The sequence below is a fragment of the Streptomyces sp. NPDC054813 genome, assembly GCF_053611365.1.
Window position 1 is genome coordinate 36032 of sequence record NZ_JBSHAF010000042.1, and the last position, 14072, is coordinate 50103.

General features: G+C 70.7%; 13 protein-coding genes. 7 read left to right on the forward strand and 6 right to left on the reverse strand.

The genetic code is table 11. The features are described 5' to 3' along the window. Positions 1–34 precede the first annotated feature (34 nt). Entirely contained in the window at positions 35–823 is a 789-nt protein-coding gene (locus ACWGJB_RS46910) for a phosphatase (RefSeq protein WP_453386157.1), read from the forward strand. A gap of 104 nt (positions 824–927) precedes the next feature. On the opposite strand, the gene ACWGJB_RS46915 is transcribed toward ACWGJB_RS46910, so the two are convergent. The 5 genes from ACWGJB_RS46915 to ACWGJB_RS46935 all read right to left on the reverse strand — a co-directional run bounded on the left by ACWGJB_RS46915 (position 928) and on the right by ACWGJB_RS46935 (position 5162). After that, positions 928–1269 (reverse strand): hypothetical protein, encoded by a 342-nt coding sequence (locus ACWGJB_RS46915; protein WP_453386158.1) that lies wholly within the window; start codon positions 1267–1269, stop codon positions 928–930. Between the two features lie 123 nt (positions 1270–1392). Then, positions 1393–2382: a cation diffusion facilitator family transporter gene (locus tag ACWGJB_RS46920; protein WP_453386159.1), complete on the reverse strand. Its 990-nt coding sequence runs from the start codon at positions 2380–2382 to the stop codon at positions 1393–1395. A gap of 10 nt (positions 2383–2392) precedes the next feature. Then, positions 2393–3259 (reverse strand): acyl-CoA thioesterase II, encoded by an 867-nt coding sequence (tesB, locus tag ACWGJB_RS46925; RefSeq protein ID WP_453386160.1) that lies wholly within the window; start codon positions 3257–3259, stop codon positions 2393–2395. A 35-nt stretch (positions 3260–3294) separates the two neighbouring features. Further along, complete coding sequence (locus ACWGJB_RS46930; RefSeq protein ID WP_351690714.1) at positions 3295–4452, reverse strand: acyl-CoA dehydrogenase family protein; 1158 nt, start codon at positions 4450–4452, stop codon at positions 3295–3297. Positions 4453–4565: 113 nt separating this feature from the next. Then, positions 4566–5162, reverse strand: coding sequence for an SACE_7040 family transcriptional regulator (locus ACWGJB_RS46935; protein ID WP_453386161.1), 597 nt, complete (start codon positions 5160–5162; stop codon positions 4566–4568). Between the two features lie 87 nt (positions 5163–5249). Between ACWGJB_RS46935 and ACWGJB_RS46940 the strand changes: the two genes are divergently transcribed. The 6 genes from ACWGJB_RS46940 to ACWGJB_RS46965 all read left to right on the forward strand — a co-directional run bounded on the left by ACWGJB_RS46940 (position 5250) and on the right by ACWGJB_RS46965 (position 13436). Continuing rightward, complete coding sequence (locus ACWGJB_RS46940) at positions 5250–6866, forward strand: carboxyl transferase domain-containing protein (protein ID WP_453386162.1); 1617 nt, start codon at positions 5250–5252, stop codon at positions 6864–6866. Positions 6867–6877: 11 nt separating this feature from the next. Beyond that, positions 6878–8797, forward strand: coding sequence for an acetyl/propionyl/methylcrotonyl-CoA carboxylase subunit alpha (locus ACWGJB_RS46945; RefSeq protein WP_453386163.1), 1920 nt, complete (start codon positions 6878–6880; stop codon positions 8795–8797). After that, complete coding sequence (locus ACWGJB_RS46950; RefSeq protein ID WP_453386164.1) at positions 8794–9738, forward strand: hydroxymethylglutaryl-CoA lyase; 945 nt, start codon at positions 8794–8796, stop codon at positions 9736–9738. The genes ACWGJB_RS46945 and ACWGJB_RS46950 overlap by 4 nt, the downstream gene beginning before the upstream one ends. A gap of 5 nt (positions 9739–9743) precedes the next feature. After that, positions 9744–10904 (forward strand): acyl-CoA dehydrogenase family protein, encoded by a 1161-nt coding sequence (locus tag ACWGJB_RS46955; RefSeq protein ID WP_453386165.1) that lies wholly within the window; start codon positions 9744–9746, stop codon positions 10902–10904. Positions 10905–11441: 537 nt separating this feature from the next. Then, the gene (gene snpA / locus ACWGJB_RS46960; protein ID WP_453386166.1) at positions 11442–12284 is read left to right on the forward strand and encodes a snapalysin; all 843 of its coding nucleotides are present in this window, start codon (positions 11442–11444) and stop codon (positions 12282–12284) included. A gap of 354 nt (positions 12285–12638) precedes the next feature. Continuing rightward, on the forward strand, positions 12639–13436 hold the full coding sequence (locus tag ACWGJB_RS46965) for a bestrophin-like domain (RefSeq protein ID WP_453386167.1): 798 nt from the start codon (positions 12639–12641) through the stop codon (positions 13434–13436). A 59-nt stretch (positions 13437–13495) separates the two neighbouring features. Here ACWGJB_RS46965 and ACWGJB_RS46970 read toward each other — a convergent pair whose 3' ends face one another. Further along, positions 13496–13969, reverse strand: a complete 474-nt coding sequence (locus ACWGJB_RS46970) for a hypothetical protein (RefSeq protein ID WP_453386168.1) — start codon at positions 13967–13969, stop codon at positions 13496–13498. Positions 13970–14072 lie beyond the last annotated feature (103 nt).

The following is a 14072-nucleotide window of genomic DNA, read 5'->3' on the forward strand; positions in this document are numbered from 1 at the left end:
GAAATCGCGTAGCGCCCTGCCTCACAATGGAGTTATGCCGATACCCGGGACACCCAGCCGCGCCGAGCTCGTCGAGCACCTTGTGAAGACCCGTATCGCGGGCGATGTCGCCACGCCCCGCGAGAACAACCTGCTCCACTACCGCAAGCTGGCCAACGGCGAGCGCAACTGGTGGCTCGGACTGGAACTCGGCGACCGCTGGACCGACGAGCAGGACGTGCTGGCCGTGATGGCCGAGCGGGTCGGGGTGAACGACGACCCCGAGTACCGGTACGGCCAGGACACCATCGACCCCGAACTGACCGTGGACGGCCTGGACCGGCTGGCGGCGCGGCTGCGTAAGGCGGCCGAGGGGCGGCAGCGGGTGCTGTTCGCGACCGGGCACCCGGGCGGCCTGCTGGACGTGCACCGGGCCACCGCTGCCGCGCTGCGCGCCGCCGGCTGCGAGGTCGTGGTCATCCCGGACGGGCTCCAGACGGACGAGGGATACGTCATGCAGTTCGCCGACGTGGCCGTCCTGGAGCACGGGGCGACGCTGTGGCACACGCATTCCGGTGAGCCGATGAAGGCGATCCTGGGCGGGCTCGAGCGCGAGGGGCGGCCGGCGCCCGACCTGGTCGTCGCCGACCACGGCTGGGCGGGGTACGCGGCGCAGGTGGGCCTGGACTCCGTCGGTTACGCCGACTGCAACGACCCGGCGCTGTTCCTCGCCGAGGCGGAGGGCACCCTCCAGGTGGCCGTACCGCTCGACGACCATGTGCTCAGCCCGCGGTACTACGACCCGATGACCGCGTACCTGCTGTCGGCGGCGGGGCTCGCGTAGCCGCGCCGGACCGGGCGAGGTGCGGCCCCCCTCGGACGGGAACCGCACCTCGTGGCCTGGCCTAGATCCCTGAATTGGCTGATGTCTGTTCGCGTCCGGTCGGCTCAGAACCCGAGCCCGCCGTAGCCGAACCCGCCGTAGCCGAAGCCACCGAAGCCACTGACGCCGTACCCGACGGTGGGGACGACCACGACGGGGACGACCGCGACGGGGGCGTAGCCGTAGCCGCCATAGCCGCCGTAGCCGCCGTAGCCGCCGCGGCAGTTGTTGTAGAACCCGCCACCGCCGAACCGGGAGTTGCAGCCGAAGCCGCCGGTGACCACGTTCTGGTGAGTGGAGGCGGGGGCCGCCGAGGCGGTGCCCGCGGCGCCGATCGCGGCCCCACCGGCCAGCAGCAGGCCGGCGGCGGACATCGCCGCGATGCGCCTCACGCGCTGTACTCGCATGGGAAATACCTTTCTGCCGGACTTACGTCCGCTACGCGGCACGTCCGCTATGCGGCACATGCACTGTGCGGCATTTCACTCATAGAGCTTAATCCGCGACAAGTCGCCCGGCACTTCGGGTGCTCACTGCCCGTGATCGACCGAGGTCGCGGGCCCCGGAGTGGGATCCAGGTAGACCCGGCCGATCATGGGGACCGCGGCCCGCAGCCGCTGTTCGGCCCGTTCGCAGGCCCACTCGATCTGGGCCGCCGTCGACACGTCCCGGAAGTCCACCTTGGCCGCGACCAGCGCCTCGTTCGGGCCCTGCACCAGGGTGGTCAGCTCCAGTACGGCCACGATGTGCTCGGACTCCAGCAGCTCCGCCCGGATCCGCTCCCGCACGGCCTTCGGCAGCGGCCGGCCGATGAGGAACTCGGCGTTCGAGCGGCCCAGCACCCAGGCGACGTACAGCAGGAGCACGCCGATGAGGAGGGAGGCGAGGCCGTCCCAGACGCCGGAGCCGGTGAGCTGCCCGCCGAGCAGGCCGCCGGCCGCGAGCACCAGGCCGACGAGCGCCGCCGAGTCCTCCATCACCACGGCCTTCACGGCTGTGTCGGGGGTGCGCCGGAGATACCGCTTGAACGACACCCGGACCCGGGCCGCCTCCCCGTACGCCTGCCTGAGCCCCGTACGCAGGGAGAACCCCTCCAGGACGAAGGCGACCGCGAGGACGATGTACGACACCAGCGGGTTGCCCAGCTCCTCGCCCGCGGTAAGGGTGTGGATGCCGTCGTAGAGGGAGAAGACCGCGCCGCCGACGAAGGTGGCGACGGCGGCCAGCATGGCCCAGATGTACCGCTCGGGGCCGTAGCCGAACGGGTGCTCCTCGTCGGCGGGTTTCTCGCTGCGTTTGAGCGCGGTGAGCAGCAGCAGCTCGGTGACCGTGTCGGCGACCGAGTGCGCCGCCTCGGAGAGCATCGCGCTGGACCCGCTGATCACCCCGGCGATCGCCTTGGCGAGGGCGATCCCGAGGTTGGCGACGGCGGCGACGATCACCGTGACGGTGCTCTCGCCACCACCCTGTTCGGCTCCGCCGCTCGGTTCGGCTCCGCCACTCTGTTCGGCTTCGGACATGCCCCCAGTTCTACCTGGGGACGCGGACGACACCCTCCTGGATCACGGAAATAGCCAGTGAACCGTCCTGGGTGTAGATCCGGGCCTGCCCGAGCCCGCGGCCGCCGTACGCCGACGGGGACTCCTGGTCGTACAGCAGCCACTCGTCGGCGCGGAACGGCCGGTGAAACCACATGGCGTGGTCCAGCGAGGCCCCCACCACGTCCCCGACGGCCCAGCCGCCGCGGCCGTGCGCGAGCAGGACGGAGTCGAGCAGGGTCATGTCGGAGACGTACGTCGCGAGCACCACGTGCAGCAGAGGATCGTCGTCGAGCTTGCCGTTGGTCCGGAACCACACCTGACTGTGCGGCTCGCGCGGCTCGCCGAACTTCCCGTACGGCGGCTCCTCGACGTAGCGCAGGTCGATGGCCTCGCGGGCCTCAAGAAACTTCTCCACGACAGCGGGGTCAAGATGGTCGTAGCCGCGCAGCCGCTGCGCCGAGGTGGGCAGGGTCTCCGGGTCCGGCGCGGGCGGCATCGGGGTCTGGTGGTCGAGGCCGTCCTCGTACACCTGGAAGGACGCCGAGAGGGTGAAGATCGGCCTGCCGTGCTGGACGGCGACCGCGCGCCGGGTGGTGAAGGAGCGGCCGTCGCGGATCCGCTCGACGTTGTAGACGATGGGCGCGCCCGGGTCGCCGGCGCGCAGGAAGTACGCGTGCAGCGAGTGGGCGTGCCGGTCCGCCGGGACCGTGCGCCCGGCGGCGACCAGCGCCTGGGCCGCGACCTGTCCGCCGAACACGCGCGGGACCACGGCGGACCGGGACTGGCCTCGGAAGATGTTCTCCTCGATCTGCTCCAGGTCGAGCAGATCGAGGAGATCGTTCAGTGCCTCGTTCATGGCACCTTTTCTACTGGCCGGTAATTGCGGGGACCTTACAGGCCCATGTCCTTCGCGATGATCGTCTTCATGATCTCGCTGGTGCCACCGTAGATGCGGTTGACACGGTTGTCCGCGTACAGGCGGGCGATCGGGTACTCGTTCATGAAGCCGTAGCCGCCGTGCAGCTGGAGGCAGCGGTCGATCACGCGGTGGGCGACCTCGGTGGTGAACAGCTTGGCGCTGGCGGCCTCGGCCGGGGTCAGCTCACCGGCGTCGAGGGCCTCCGTGGCGCGGTCGACGACGGCCTCGGCCGCGTCCACCTCGGCCTGGCAGGCGGCCAGCTCGAACTTGGTGTTCTGGAAGGCGGCGACGGGCTGGCCGAAGACCACCCGCTCCTGCACGTACTGCTTGGCGAACCGGACGGCGGCCTTGGCCTGCGCGTAGGCGCCGAAGGCGATGCCCCAGCGCTCGGAGGCGAGGTTGTGGCCGAGGTAGTAGAAGCCCTTGTTCTCCTCGCCGAGGAGGTCCTCGACGGGGACCTTGACGTCGACGAACGCCAGCTCGGCTGTGTCGGAGGTCTTCAGGCCCAGCTTGTCGAGCTTGCGGCCGACCGAGTAGCCCTCGGCCTTGGTGTCCACCACGAACAGGGAGATGCCGTGGCGGCGGTCCTCCTTGGTGGGCGCGGAGGTGCGGGCGCAGACGATCATGCGGTCGGCGTGCACACCGCCGGTGATGAAGGTCTTGGCGCCGTTGAGGACGTAGTGGGTGCCGTCCTCGGAGAGCTTGGCGGTGGTCTTCATGCCCGCGAGGTCGGAGCCGGTGCCCGGCTCGGTCATCGCGATGGCCCACATCTCCTCGCCGGAGACGAACTTCGGCAGGTACTTCTTCTTCTGCTCGTCATTGGCGAGCAGCTTTATGTACGGCAGGCCGAGCAGCACGTGCACACCGGAACCGCCGAAGGAGACACCGGCGCGGGCGGTCTCCTCGTACAGGACGGCCTCGAACTTGTAGGAGTCGATGCCGGCGCCGCCGTACTCCTCGTCGACGCGGATACCGAAGACACCCAGCTCGGCAAGCTTGTAGTAGAAGTCGCGGGGCGCCTGGCCGGCCGCGAACCACTCGTCGTACACGGGTACGACCTCGGCCTCGATGAAGGCGCGGAGGGTCTCCCGGAACGCCTCGTGATCCTCGTTGAACAACGTACGGCGCACGGCCGCCACCTCCAGGCACGGTTCATATGTCTAAGCGCTTGCTCAGACTTCACCGTACCGGTGGGTAGGCGGATGGGTCCAGGGTGCGAGAGGGGGGAGGGGCGTAACGCTCATCACGCCGCCGCGGCCTCGAACGCTCCCCGCGCCATCCGGTGCAGGAGTACCGCCGTCGTCCCGCGCCCCGGCAGGGAACCCGGCCGGCCCAGGTGCGGGGTCGAGTTCAGGAGGCCGAAGACCGAGTGGACCGCCGAGCGGGCCGCGGGTTCCGGGAGGGCGGGGTAGACCTCGCGGAGGACCTCCACCCACAGTTCGACGTACTGGCGCTGCAGCTGGCGTACCAGCTTGCGGTCGGTGTCGCGCAGGCGGTCCAGCTCCCTGTCGTGCAGGGTGATCAGCGGGCGGTCGTCGAGGGCGAAGTCGATATGACCCTCGATGAGGGAGTCCAGGACCGCCGACGGCGCGGTCTGACCGTCGGCCTCCGCCAGCCGCCGCTTCGCGCCCGTCAGCAGCTGTCCGCTGATCCCCACCAGCAGCTCCGCGAGCATCGCGTCCTTGCCCGGGAAGTGCCGGTAGAGACCGGGCCCGCTGATGCCGACCGCGGCGCCTATCTCGTCCACGCCGACACCGTGGAAGCCGCGCTCGGCGAAGAGCCGGGCGGCCTCCTTGAGGATCTGCTCGCGACGGGTCGGGGCATCGGTTCTCGTGGCCATGAGGGCAATTCTAGACAGGGAGGTTAGCGGTCGTTAACCTTAAGGAAATGCGTTAACGCTCATTAACAAAGTGAGGGGATCGCGGGTATGGACCAGGCACCGGAGCTGACGAGCGCGGCAGACCCCGCGTCGGAGGCCTGGCGGGCCAACGAGGCGGCGCACCGCGCCCTCGTCGAGGAGCTGCACGCCAAACTCGCCGCGGCCGCGCTGGGCGGCGGCGAGAAGGCGCGGGCCCGGCACACCGCGCGCGGCAAACTGCTGCCCAGGGACCGGGTGGACACGCTGCTGGACCCCGGCTCGCCGTTCCTGGAGCTGGCCCCGCTGGCCGCCGAGGGGATGTACGAGGGGGCGGCCCCGGCGGCCGGCGTGATCGCCGGCATCGGGCGGGTCAGCGGGCGCGAGTGCGTGATCGTCGCCAATGACGCCACGGTCAAGGGCGGCACGTACTACCCGATGACCGTGAAGAAGCACCTGCGGGCGCAGGAGGTGGCCCTCGACAACCGGCTCCCCTGTCTCTACCTGGTGGACTCCGGCGGCGCCTTCCTGCCCATGCAGGACGAGGTCTTCCCGGACCGCGACCACTTCGGGCGGATCTTCTACAACCAGGCCCGGATGTCGGGGGCGGGGATCCCGCAGATCGCCGCCGTCCTCGGCTCGTGCACCGCCGGCGGCGCGTACGTACCGGCGATGAGCGACGAAGCGGTGATCGTCCGCAACCAGGGCACGATCTTCCTCGGCGGCCCACCGCTGGTGAAGGCCGCCACCGGTGAGGTCGTCACGGCGGAGGAGCTGGGCGGCGGCGAGGTGCACTCCCGCGTCTCCGGCGTCACCGACCACCTCGCCGAGGACGACACCCACGCGCTGCGGATCGTCCGGAACATCGTCGCCACCCTCCCCGCCCGCCGCGACCTGCCCTGGACGGTCACCCCGGTCGTCGAGCCGAAGGTCGACCCCTACGGCCTCTACGGCGCCGTCCCGGTCGACTCCCGCACGCCCTACGACGTCCGCGAGATCATCGCCCGGATCGTGGACGGGTCCCGGTTCGCCGAGTTCAAGAGCGAGTTCGGGCAGACCCTGGTCACCGGCTTCGCCCGGATCCACGGCCACCCGGTCGGGATCATCGGCAACAACGGCATCCTCTTCTCCGAGTCCGCCCAGAAGGGCGCCCACTTCATCGAGCTGTGCGACCAGCGCGGGATCCCGCTGGTGTTCCTGCAGAACATCTCCGGCTTCATGGTGGGCAAGGACTACGAGGCCGGCGGCATCGCCAAGCACGGCGCCAAGATGGTCACGGCGGTGGCCTGCACCCGCGTCCCGAAGCTGACCGTCGTCGTCGGCGGCTCCTACGGCGCCGGGAACTACTCCATGTGCGGCCGGGCCTACTCCCCCCGCTTCCTGTGGATGTGGCCGAACGCCAAGATCTCGGTGATGGGCGGCGAACAGGCCGCGTCGGTCCTCGCGACGGTGAAGCGGGACCAGCTGGAGGCACGCGGCGAGGACTGGCCGGCCGAGGACGAGGAGGCCTTCAGGGCGCCCGTCCGCGCGCAGTACGAGCGCCAGGGGAACGCCTACTACGCGACCGCCCGGCTCTGGGACGACGGGGTCATCGACCCCCTCGAAACCCGGCAGGTGCTCGGTCTGGCCCTGACGGCCTGTGGCAACGCGCCGCTGGGTGACCCCCAGTTCGGCGTCTTCCGGATGTGAGGAGGGGACTCGTGTTCGACACCGTACTCGTGGCCAACCGGGGCGAGATCGCCGTCCGGGTCATCCGTACGCTGCGCTCGCTGGGCGTGCGCTCGGTGGCGGTGTACTCCGACGCCGACGCGGACGCGCGGCACGTCCGGGAGGCCGACACGGCGGTACGGCTCGGTCCGGCACCGGCGGGCGAGAGCTATCTGTCCGTGGAGCGGCTGCTGAAGGCGGCCGCCGTGAGCGGTGCCCAGGCGGTCCACCCCGGGTACGGCTTCCTCGCCGAGAACGCTGCCTTCGCGCGTGCCTGCGAGGAGGCGGGGCTGGTGTTCATCGGCCCGCCGGCCGACGCGATCGCGCTGATGGGCGACAAGATCCGCGCGAAGGAGACGGTGAGCGCTGCCGGGGTGCCGGTGGTGCCCGGCGGCCGTGATCCCGAACTCGCGGAGGCCGCCCGCGCGCTGGGGGCACCCGTGCTGCTCAAGCCCTCGGCGGGCGGGGGCGGCAAGGGCATGCGGCTGGTGCGGGATCTGACGCTGCTTGACGAGGAGATCGCCGCCGCCCGCCGCGAGGCCCGCGCCTCCTTCGGCGACGACACGCTTCTGGTCGAGCGGTGGGTCGACCGCCCCCGGCACATCGAGATCCAGGTACTGGCCGACGGCCACGGGAACGTGGTGCACCTGGGCGAGCGCGAGTGCTCGCTCCAGCGCCGGCACCAGAAGGTCATCGAGGAGGCGCCGTCGGTCCTGCTGGACGAGGAGACGCGGGCCGCGATGGGCGAGGCCGCGGTGCAGGCGGCGCGCTCGTGCGGGTACCGGGGCGCGGGCACGGTGGAGTTCATCGTGCCGGGCGGCGACCCTTCGTCGTACTACTTCATGGAGATGAACACCCGCCTCCAGGTGGAGCACCCGGTGACCGAGCTGATCACCGGCCTTGATCTGGTGGAGTGGCAGCTGCGGGTTGCGGCCGGGGAGCGGCTCGGGTTCGCGCAGGAGGACGTCCGGCTGACCGGGCACGCGGTGGAGGCCCGGATCTGCGCCGAGGACCCGGCGCGCGGGTTCCTGCCCACCGGCGGCACGGTGCTGCTGCTGCACGAGCCGTCGGGGGACGGTGTGCGCACCGACTCCGGGCTCAGCGAGGGCACCGAGGTCGGCAGCCTCTACGACCCGATGCTGTCCAAGGTGATCGCGTACGGCCCGGACCGGGAGACCGCGCTCCGGAAGCTGCGCGGTGCCCTCGCGGAGACGGTCACGCTGGGCGTGCAGACCAACGCCGGGTTCCTGCGCCGGCTGCTTGCCCATCCGGCGGTGGTGGCGGGCGAGTTGGACACGGGCCTGGTCGAGCGGGTGGTGGACGAGCTGGTCTCCACGGACGTTCCGGACGAGGTGTACGAGGCGGCGGCGGCCGTACGGCTGGAGGCGCTGAAGCCCGCCGTCGGTGCGGGCTGGACCGATCCGTTCTCGGTGCCGAGCGGCTGGCGGCTCGGCGGCACCGCCATGCCGGTCGGCTTCCACCTGCGGGTGCAGGACCCGGTGGAGTACGTCCCGCACGGCACGCACTCCGTCGCCCCCGACCGCGTGTCGGTCACCCTGGACGGCGTCCGCCACACCTTCCTCCACACCGCCGACTGGATCGGCCGGGACGGCGACGCCTGGCAGGTCCGCGACCACGACCCGGTCGCCGCGTCCCTGAACCGGAGCGCACACGCCGGCGCCGACTCCCTCACCGCACCCATGCCGGGCACGGTGACCGTCGTGAAGGTCGCCGTCGGGGATCAAGTGATCGCCGGTCAGAGCCTGTTGGTGGTGGAGGCGATGAAGATGGAGCACGTCATCTCCGCCCCGCACGCCGGCACGGTCGCCGAGCTCGACGTGAAACCGGGCGCCACGGTAGCCATGGACCAGGTGCTGGCCGTGATCGCCCCGCACGAGGAGGAGACCGCATGACCACCCCGGAGAGCCCCCTCCCCATGGTCGTACCGGCCACCGACCTGCCCGCCCGCGTCCGCATCCACGAGGTCGGCGCACGCGACGGCCTGCAGAACGAGAAGTCGACGGTCCCCACGGAGGTCAAGGCCGAGTTCATCCACCGCCTGGCCGACGCCGGCCTGACGACGATCGAGGCGACCAGCTTCGTGCACCCCAAGTGGGTGCCCCAACTGGCCGACGCGGAGGACCTGTTCCCCCTCGTCACCGATCTCGGGGCCGACCTCCCGGTCCTGGTGCCCAACCAGCGCGGCCTGGACCGGGCGCTGGCCCTCGGGGCCCGCCGGGTCGCCGTCTTCGCCAGCGCCACCGAGTCCTTCGCCAAGGCCAACCTCAACCGCACGGTGGACGAGTCGCTGGCCGTCTTCGACCCGGTCGTCCGGCAGGCGAAGGACGCCGGCGCCCATGTCCGCGGGTACGTCTCGATGTGCTTCGGCGACCCCTGGGAGGGCGCGGTGCCGCTCCACCAGGTGGTCCGGGTCTGTCAGGCGCTGCGGGACATGGGCTGCGACGAGCTGAGCCTCGGCGACACGATCGGCGTGGCCACCCCCGGCCACGTCCTCGAACTGCTCTCCTTGCTGAACGAGGAAGGCGTGCCGACGAACGTCATCGGCGTGCACTTCCACGACACCTACGGCCAGGCGCTCGCGAACACCTACGCGGCCCTGGAACACGGCGTGACGACGGTCGACGCGTCCGCCGGCGGGCTCGGCGGCTGCCCGTACGCCAAGTCCGCCACCGGCAACCTCGCCACCGAGGACCTGGTCTGGATGCTCCAGGGCCTCGGCATCGAGACCGGAGTCGACCTCGGCAAGCTCACCGCCACCAGCGTGTGGATGGCCGAACAACTGGGCCGACCCAGCCCGTCCCGTACCGTCCGCGCCCTCTCCCACCAGGAGTGACGACCATGGACCACCGCCTCTCCCCCGAACTGGACGAACTCCGCCGCACGGTGGAGGAGTTCGCCCACGACGTCGTGGCGCCGAAGATCGGCGACTTCTACGAACGGCACGAGTTCCCGTACGAGATCGTCCGCGAGATGGGCCGCATGGGCCTGTTCGGACTGCCGTTCCCCGAGGAGTACGGCGGAATGGGCGGCGACTACCTCGCGCTCGGTATCGCCCTGGAGGAACTGGCCCGCGTCGACTCGTCGGTGGCGATCACGCTCGAAGCCGGGGTCTCCCTGGGCGCCATGCCCATCCACCTCTTCGGCACGGAGGACCAGAAGCGGGAATGGCTGCCCCGCCTGTGCGCGGGCGAGATCCTCGGCGCTTTCGGCCTCACCGAACCCGACGGCGGCAGCGACGCGGGCGCGACCCGTACGACGGCCCGGCTGGACGAGGCCACCGGCGAATGGGTGATCAACGGCACCAAGTGCTTCATCACCAACTCGGGCACGGACATCACGGGTCTGGTCACCGTCACCGCGGTCACCGGCCGCAAGCCCGACGGCAAGCCGCTGATCTCCTCGATCATCGTCCCCTCCGGCACCCCCGGCTTCACGGTCGCCGCGCCCTACTCCAAGGTCGGCTGGAACGCCTCCGACACCCGTGAGCTGTCCTTCGCCGACGTCCGGGTCCCCGCCGCCAACCTGCTCGGCGAGGAAGGCCGCGGTTACGCCCAGTTCCTGCGCATCCTGGACGAGGGCCGCATCGCCATCGCGGCCCTCGCGACCGGCCTCGCCCAGGGCTGCGTGGACGAGTCGGTGCGGTACGCGAAGGAACGGCACGCCTTCGGCCGGCCGATCGGCGCCAACCAGGCCATCCAGTTCAAGATCGCCGACATGGAGATGAAGGCCCACACGGCCCGCCTGGCCTGGCGCGACGCGGCCTCCCGCCTGGTCTCCGGGGACCCCTTCAAGAAGGAGGCGGCCCTCGCCAAGCTCTACTCCTCCACCGTCGCCGTGGACAACGCCCGCGACGCCACCCAGGTGCACGGCGGCTACGGCTTCATGAACGAGTACCCGGTGGCCCGCATGTGGCGCGACTCCAAGATCCTGGAGATCGGCGAGGGCACGAGCGAGGTCCAGCGGATGCTGATCGCGAGGGAGCTGGGGCTGGTCGGCTGACCCGAGCCGCGGCCTCCCTAACGGCACGAAGGCGCCCGTCCCGATGACCGGGGCGGGCGCCTTCGTGTGCGGGGCGCGGACGCCCGGGCGGAGCGTCCGGGACAGCTGATTCCGCCGGTGCCCTATGACGTCCCTCACAGATCGTCGGCATTTCGCCGTCGCGCTTAGTAGACACGGCGTGGTGGACATTTGACCGTTTGTCCGTCTTGAGACGAATGCCGATCCCGGCGTGCGCCGCGGAATTTCGCCCGCCTGCCCGCATGCCCGACTGCCTGTGAGGCAAGGTTTCTGACGCCGCGCCACCTTTCCCGACCGTCGCCGCCTGCGGACCGGAGCCCCGCGCACCGCCCCGGTGCGGTCCCGGGACCTACGAAGCGACTTAGTGGTGGGACCCCTTTGCAACCCTTTGCGCTCTCTGTGGGGCCGTTCTAAGAATGTCGACCCACAGGACGTCGCCGCAGCTCGGAACCGGTGTTTTCGCAGAACCGACAACGCACCGGGCGCTCGGCGTCACCGAGTGAGTAGGAGCCCCCCCACATGAAGTCGTCCCGAACGCCCGCGAGACTCCTCACCCTCGCTCTCGGCCTTGGTCTGGCCTCCAGCGCGCTGGGCGCGGCGGTGCCGGCGAGTGCCGAACCGTCCGCCGCCCCGGCCGCCTCCGCCGGCACCTCCACGGCGCGGTACGACGGGTCGGCGGAGGAGGCCGCCGGCAACAAGGCGTTCTTCGAGGCCGTGCTCAAGTCGGTCGCCGCGAAGGGCGCCGCCCAGTCCGGCACGCAGGCGGTGACCGTCACCTACGACGCCTCCCACGCGCCGAGCTTCCGTTCGCAGATAGCGAGCGCGGCCTCGATCTGGAACAGCTCCGAGACCAACGTCAAGCTCCAGGAGGCGTCGAGCGGCGCCGACTTCTCCTACTACGAGGGCAACGACCAGCGCGGCTCGCACGCCTCCACCAACGGCCACGGAAGCGGCTACATCTTCATCGACTACACGCAGGCCCGGCAGAACGACTCGATCCGCGTCGTCACCCACGAGACCGGGCACGTGCTGGGCCTGCCGGACGACTACAGCGGGCCGTGCAGTGAGCTGATGTCGGGCGGCGCCCCCGGCCCGTCCTGCACCAGCCGATACCCGGACGCCGCCGAGCGCTCGCGTGTCGACCAGCTGTGGGCCACCGGAGTCGCGCAGGCCCCGGGCACGGCGAACCAGGCCACCGGAGTCGCGCAGGCCCCGGGCACGGCGAACCAGGCCACCGGAGTCGCGCAGGCCCCGGGCACGGCGAACCAGCCCCCTGCCCAGCCGAGCGTTGCACCGCCGGTCCTGACCGTGGTGCCGGGGAGCGGTCCGTGGCGTCCGACCCCCGGGATGCCCTGGAGCTGATCACGTTCCCAAGTGGGGTGTGGGTGGGTGTACGGGGCCTTCACCCGCCTTCATGGGCGGCTCGCCATCAGATCGGGATCGGCTTCCGGTCCCGGCTGAACGGCGTTGAACGAGGCTCATGAGACGGAAGGCGAGACGGGCGCGGCGGTCGTTGTCAGTACAGCCTTGTACGGGGCCGTATTCGGCTGTTCGGCCAACGAAAAGACATGCCGTGCCGGGCGTCGCGGGCGTCAGAGGTGTTCGACCTGTGATCATGGAGCGTTCATTAAGAGTGATCGACGAGGAGTTCCAGGTCGCGGGGGCCGATGTGCCGCCGCCGTGGGGCGCTCGCGGGAACGCGCTGTAGGTGATGTGGTGAACTGGTTGACCTCGCTGCCGGCAATGGTGCTGGTTGTGGCCGGGCTCCTGCTTGCCTTACTGGTCGCGGCCGTGGGGCGGGTCGGCGTCCGGGCGCTCGTACCGGTCGAGGAACGGGATCGGGTGCCGCAGATCGCCACGCCACTCATGCCGACACTCGGCGCTGCCTTCGCGATCTTTGCGGCACTCTCGCTTTCCAGCGAGGCCGGCTACCTGCGCGCAGCCGAGGGGCTGGTGAGCGACGAGGCGGCCGCGGCCTCCCGCCTGGCATGGGCGGCGACCAGTCCGCGAGTGCAGTCGGATCCGATCCACGCGGCGCTGCTGGACTACTTGCAGACCACGCGTGCCAGGGAGTGGGGGGGTGCAGCAGCCGCGTCCGGTGACGACCCGGCCACCGCTCGCGCGATCGCGCGGCTGGAGCGGAGTGTGCGCACCGAGGCGGCCCGGCCCGAGGTGGGAACCACGACAGGCACGGAGCTGGTGGGTTCCCTGGACGGTGTCACCAGTAGTCGTCGCGCCCGCGTTGCGGCCGCCTCGCGCGACGTTCCCGCGCTGTACGTCGTCACGCTCATGGTCAGTGGACTGGCCCTGATCGTGAACTCCGGCGCGCTGGTCTTCCGCAGCAGCCTGCGAACGTCACTGCTCATCGTAGGTATTGCGAGTGTGGTCGGGCTGAGCCTGGCGTTGCTCTTCGCACTCAGCGCGCCCTGGAGCGGACCGTTCATCGTCAGTGGGCATCCACTCGACACCACCATCGGGGACCTGAGGTCCGGCTTCTTCCACAGCGGGCCGTAGGCGGCGGGCGCGAGTACACGTCACCCTGGCGTGAGGCGTTACCGATCATGCGGCGCACCTCAACGGAGTGTGGCCACAGCTCCGTGCCGCCCAGAAGGCAGAAGGTCGATGGCGAGGTGGAAGCACACCTCGGCGCTCAGCGCGAACAGGGCCATCAGCAGTGAGTTGAGGGTCCTGCCGTGGGCGAGAAAGTTCGCACCGAATACAGCGGCACCGATGACCAGGAGCGCCCCGAGCACGGTCCAGAATGCGACCGCGCGCCGACGGAGCAGCACGGCGCGCGCTGCCGCGACGATCGACAGCAGGACGAGCGTGAGGCCGAGCACGGTGTGCACGGCGAGGGCGAGAGTGCCGTGCCCGACCGCCCAGGCGAAGCTCTCGTAGGCCCTGATGCGGTGAGCCCCCGTCCGAGAGCCCCGTTGGCGGGCCGGATAGAGACCGTAGAGATTGACGACCAGGCCGACCCCCGCCTGCACAAGCACCAGGAAGCCGGTGGCGAGCAGGAGGCGGCGGACGGCACTGGGAGCGGCCATGAGGAGACCATACACAGAGTGACCATCGAACGCAGAACGTGACCGTGCGGGTTGGACGCGGCGCCTGCCGGGACGCCGGCGCGGGCCTCCGTGCGGCTGGCGG

What these genes read in the sequence shown, in the direction of transcription:
- ACWGJB_RS46970 (WP_453386168.1), bottom strand. Translation starts at nt 13,969, where the DNA reads ATGGCCGCTCCCAGTGCCGTCCGCCGCCTCCTGCTCGCCACCGGCTTC.
- ACWGJB_RS46910 (WP_453386157.1), top strand. Translation starts at nt 35, where the DNA reads ATGCCGATACCCGGGACACCCAGCCGCGCCGAGCTCGTCGAGCACCTT.
- ACWGJB_RS46955 (WP_453386165.1), top strand. Translation starts at nt 9,744, where the DNA reads ATGGACCACCGCCTCTCCCCCGAACTGGACGAACTCCGCCGCACGGTG.
- tesB (WP_453386160.1), bottom strand. Translation starts at nt 3,259, where the DNA reads ATGAACGAGGCACTGAACGATCTCCTCGATCTGCTCGACCTGGAGCAG.
- ACWGJB_RS46920 (WP_453386159.1), bottom strand. Translation starts at nt 2,382, where the DNA reads ATGTCCGAAGCCGAACAGAGTGGCGGAGCCGAACCGAGCGGCGGAGCC.
- ACWGJB_RS46940 (WP_453386162.1), top strand. Translation starts at nt 5,250, where the DNA reads ATGGACCAGGCACCGGAGCTGACGAGCGCGGCAGACCCCGCGTCGGAG.
- snpA (WP_453386166.1), top strand. Translation starts at nt 11,442, where the DNA reads ATGAAGTCGTCCCGAACGCCCGCGAGACTCCTCACCCTCGCTCTCGGC.
- ACWGJB_RS46935 (WP_453386161.1), bottom strand. Translation starts at nt 5,162, where the DNA reads ATGGCCACGAGAACCGATGCCCCGACCCGTCGCGAGCAGATCCTCAAG.
- ACWGJB_RS46915 (WP_453386158.1), bottom strand. Translation starts at nt 1,269, where the DNA reads ATGCGAGTACAGCGCGTGAGGCGCATCGCGGCGATGTCCGCCGCCGGC.
- ACWGJB_RS46950 (WP_453386164.1), top strand. Translation starts at nt 8,794, where the DNA reads ATGACCACCCCGGAGAGCCCCCTCCCCATGGTCGTACCGGCCACCGAC.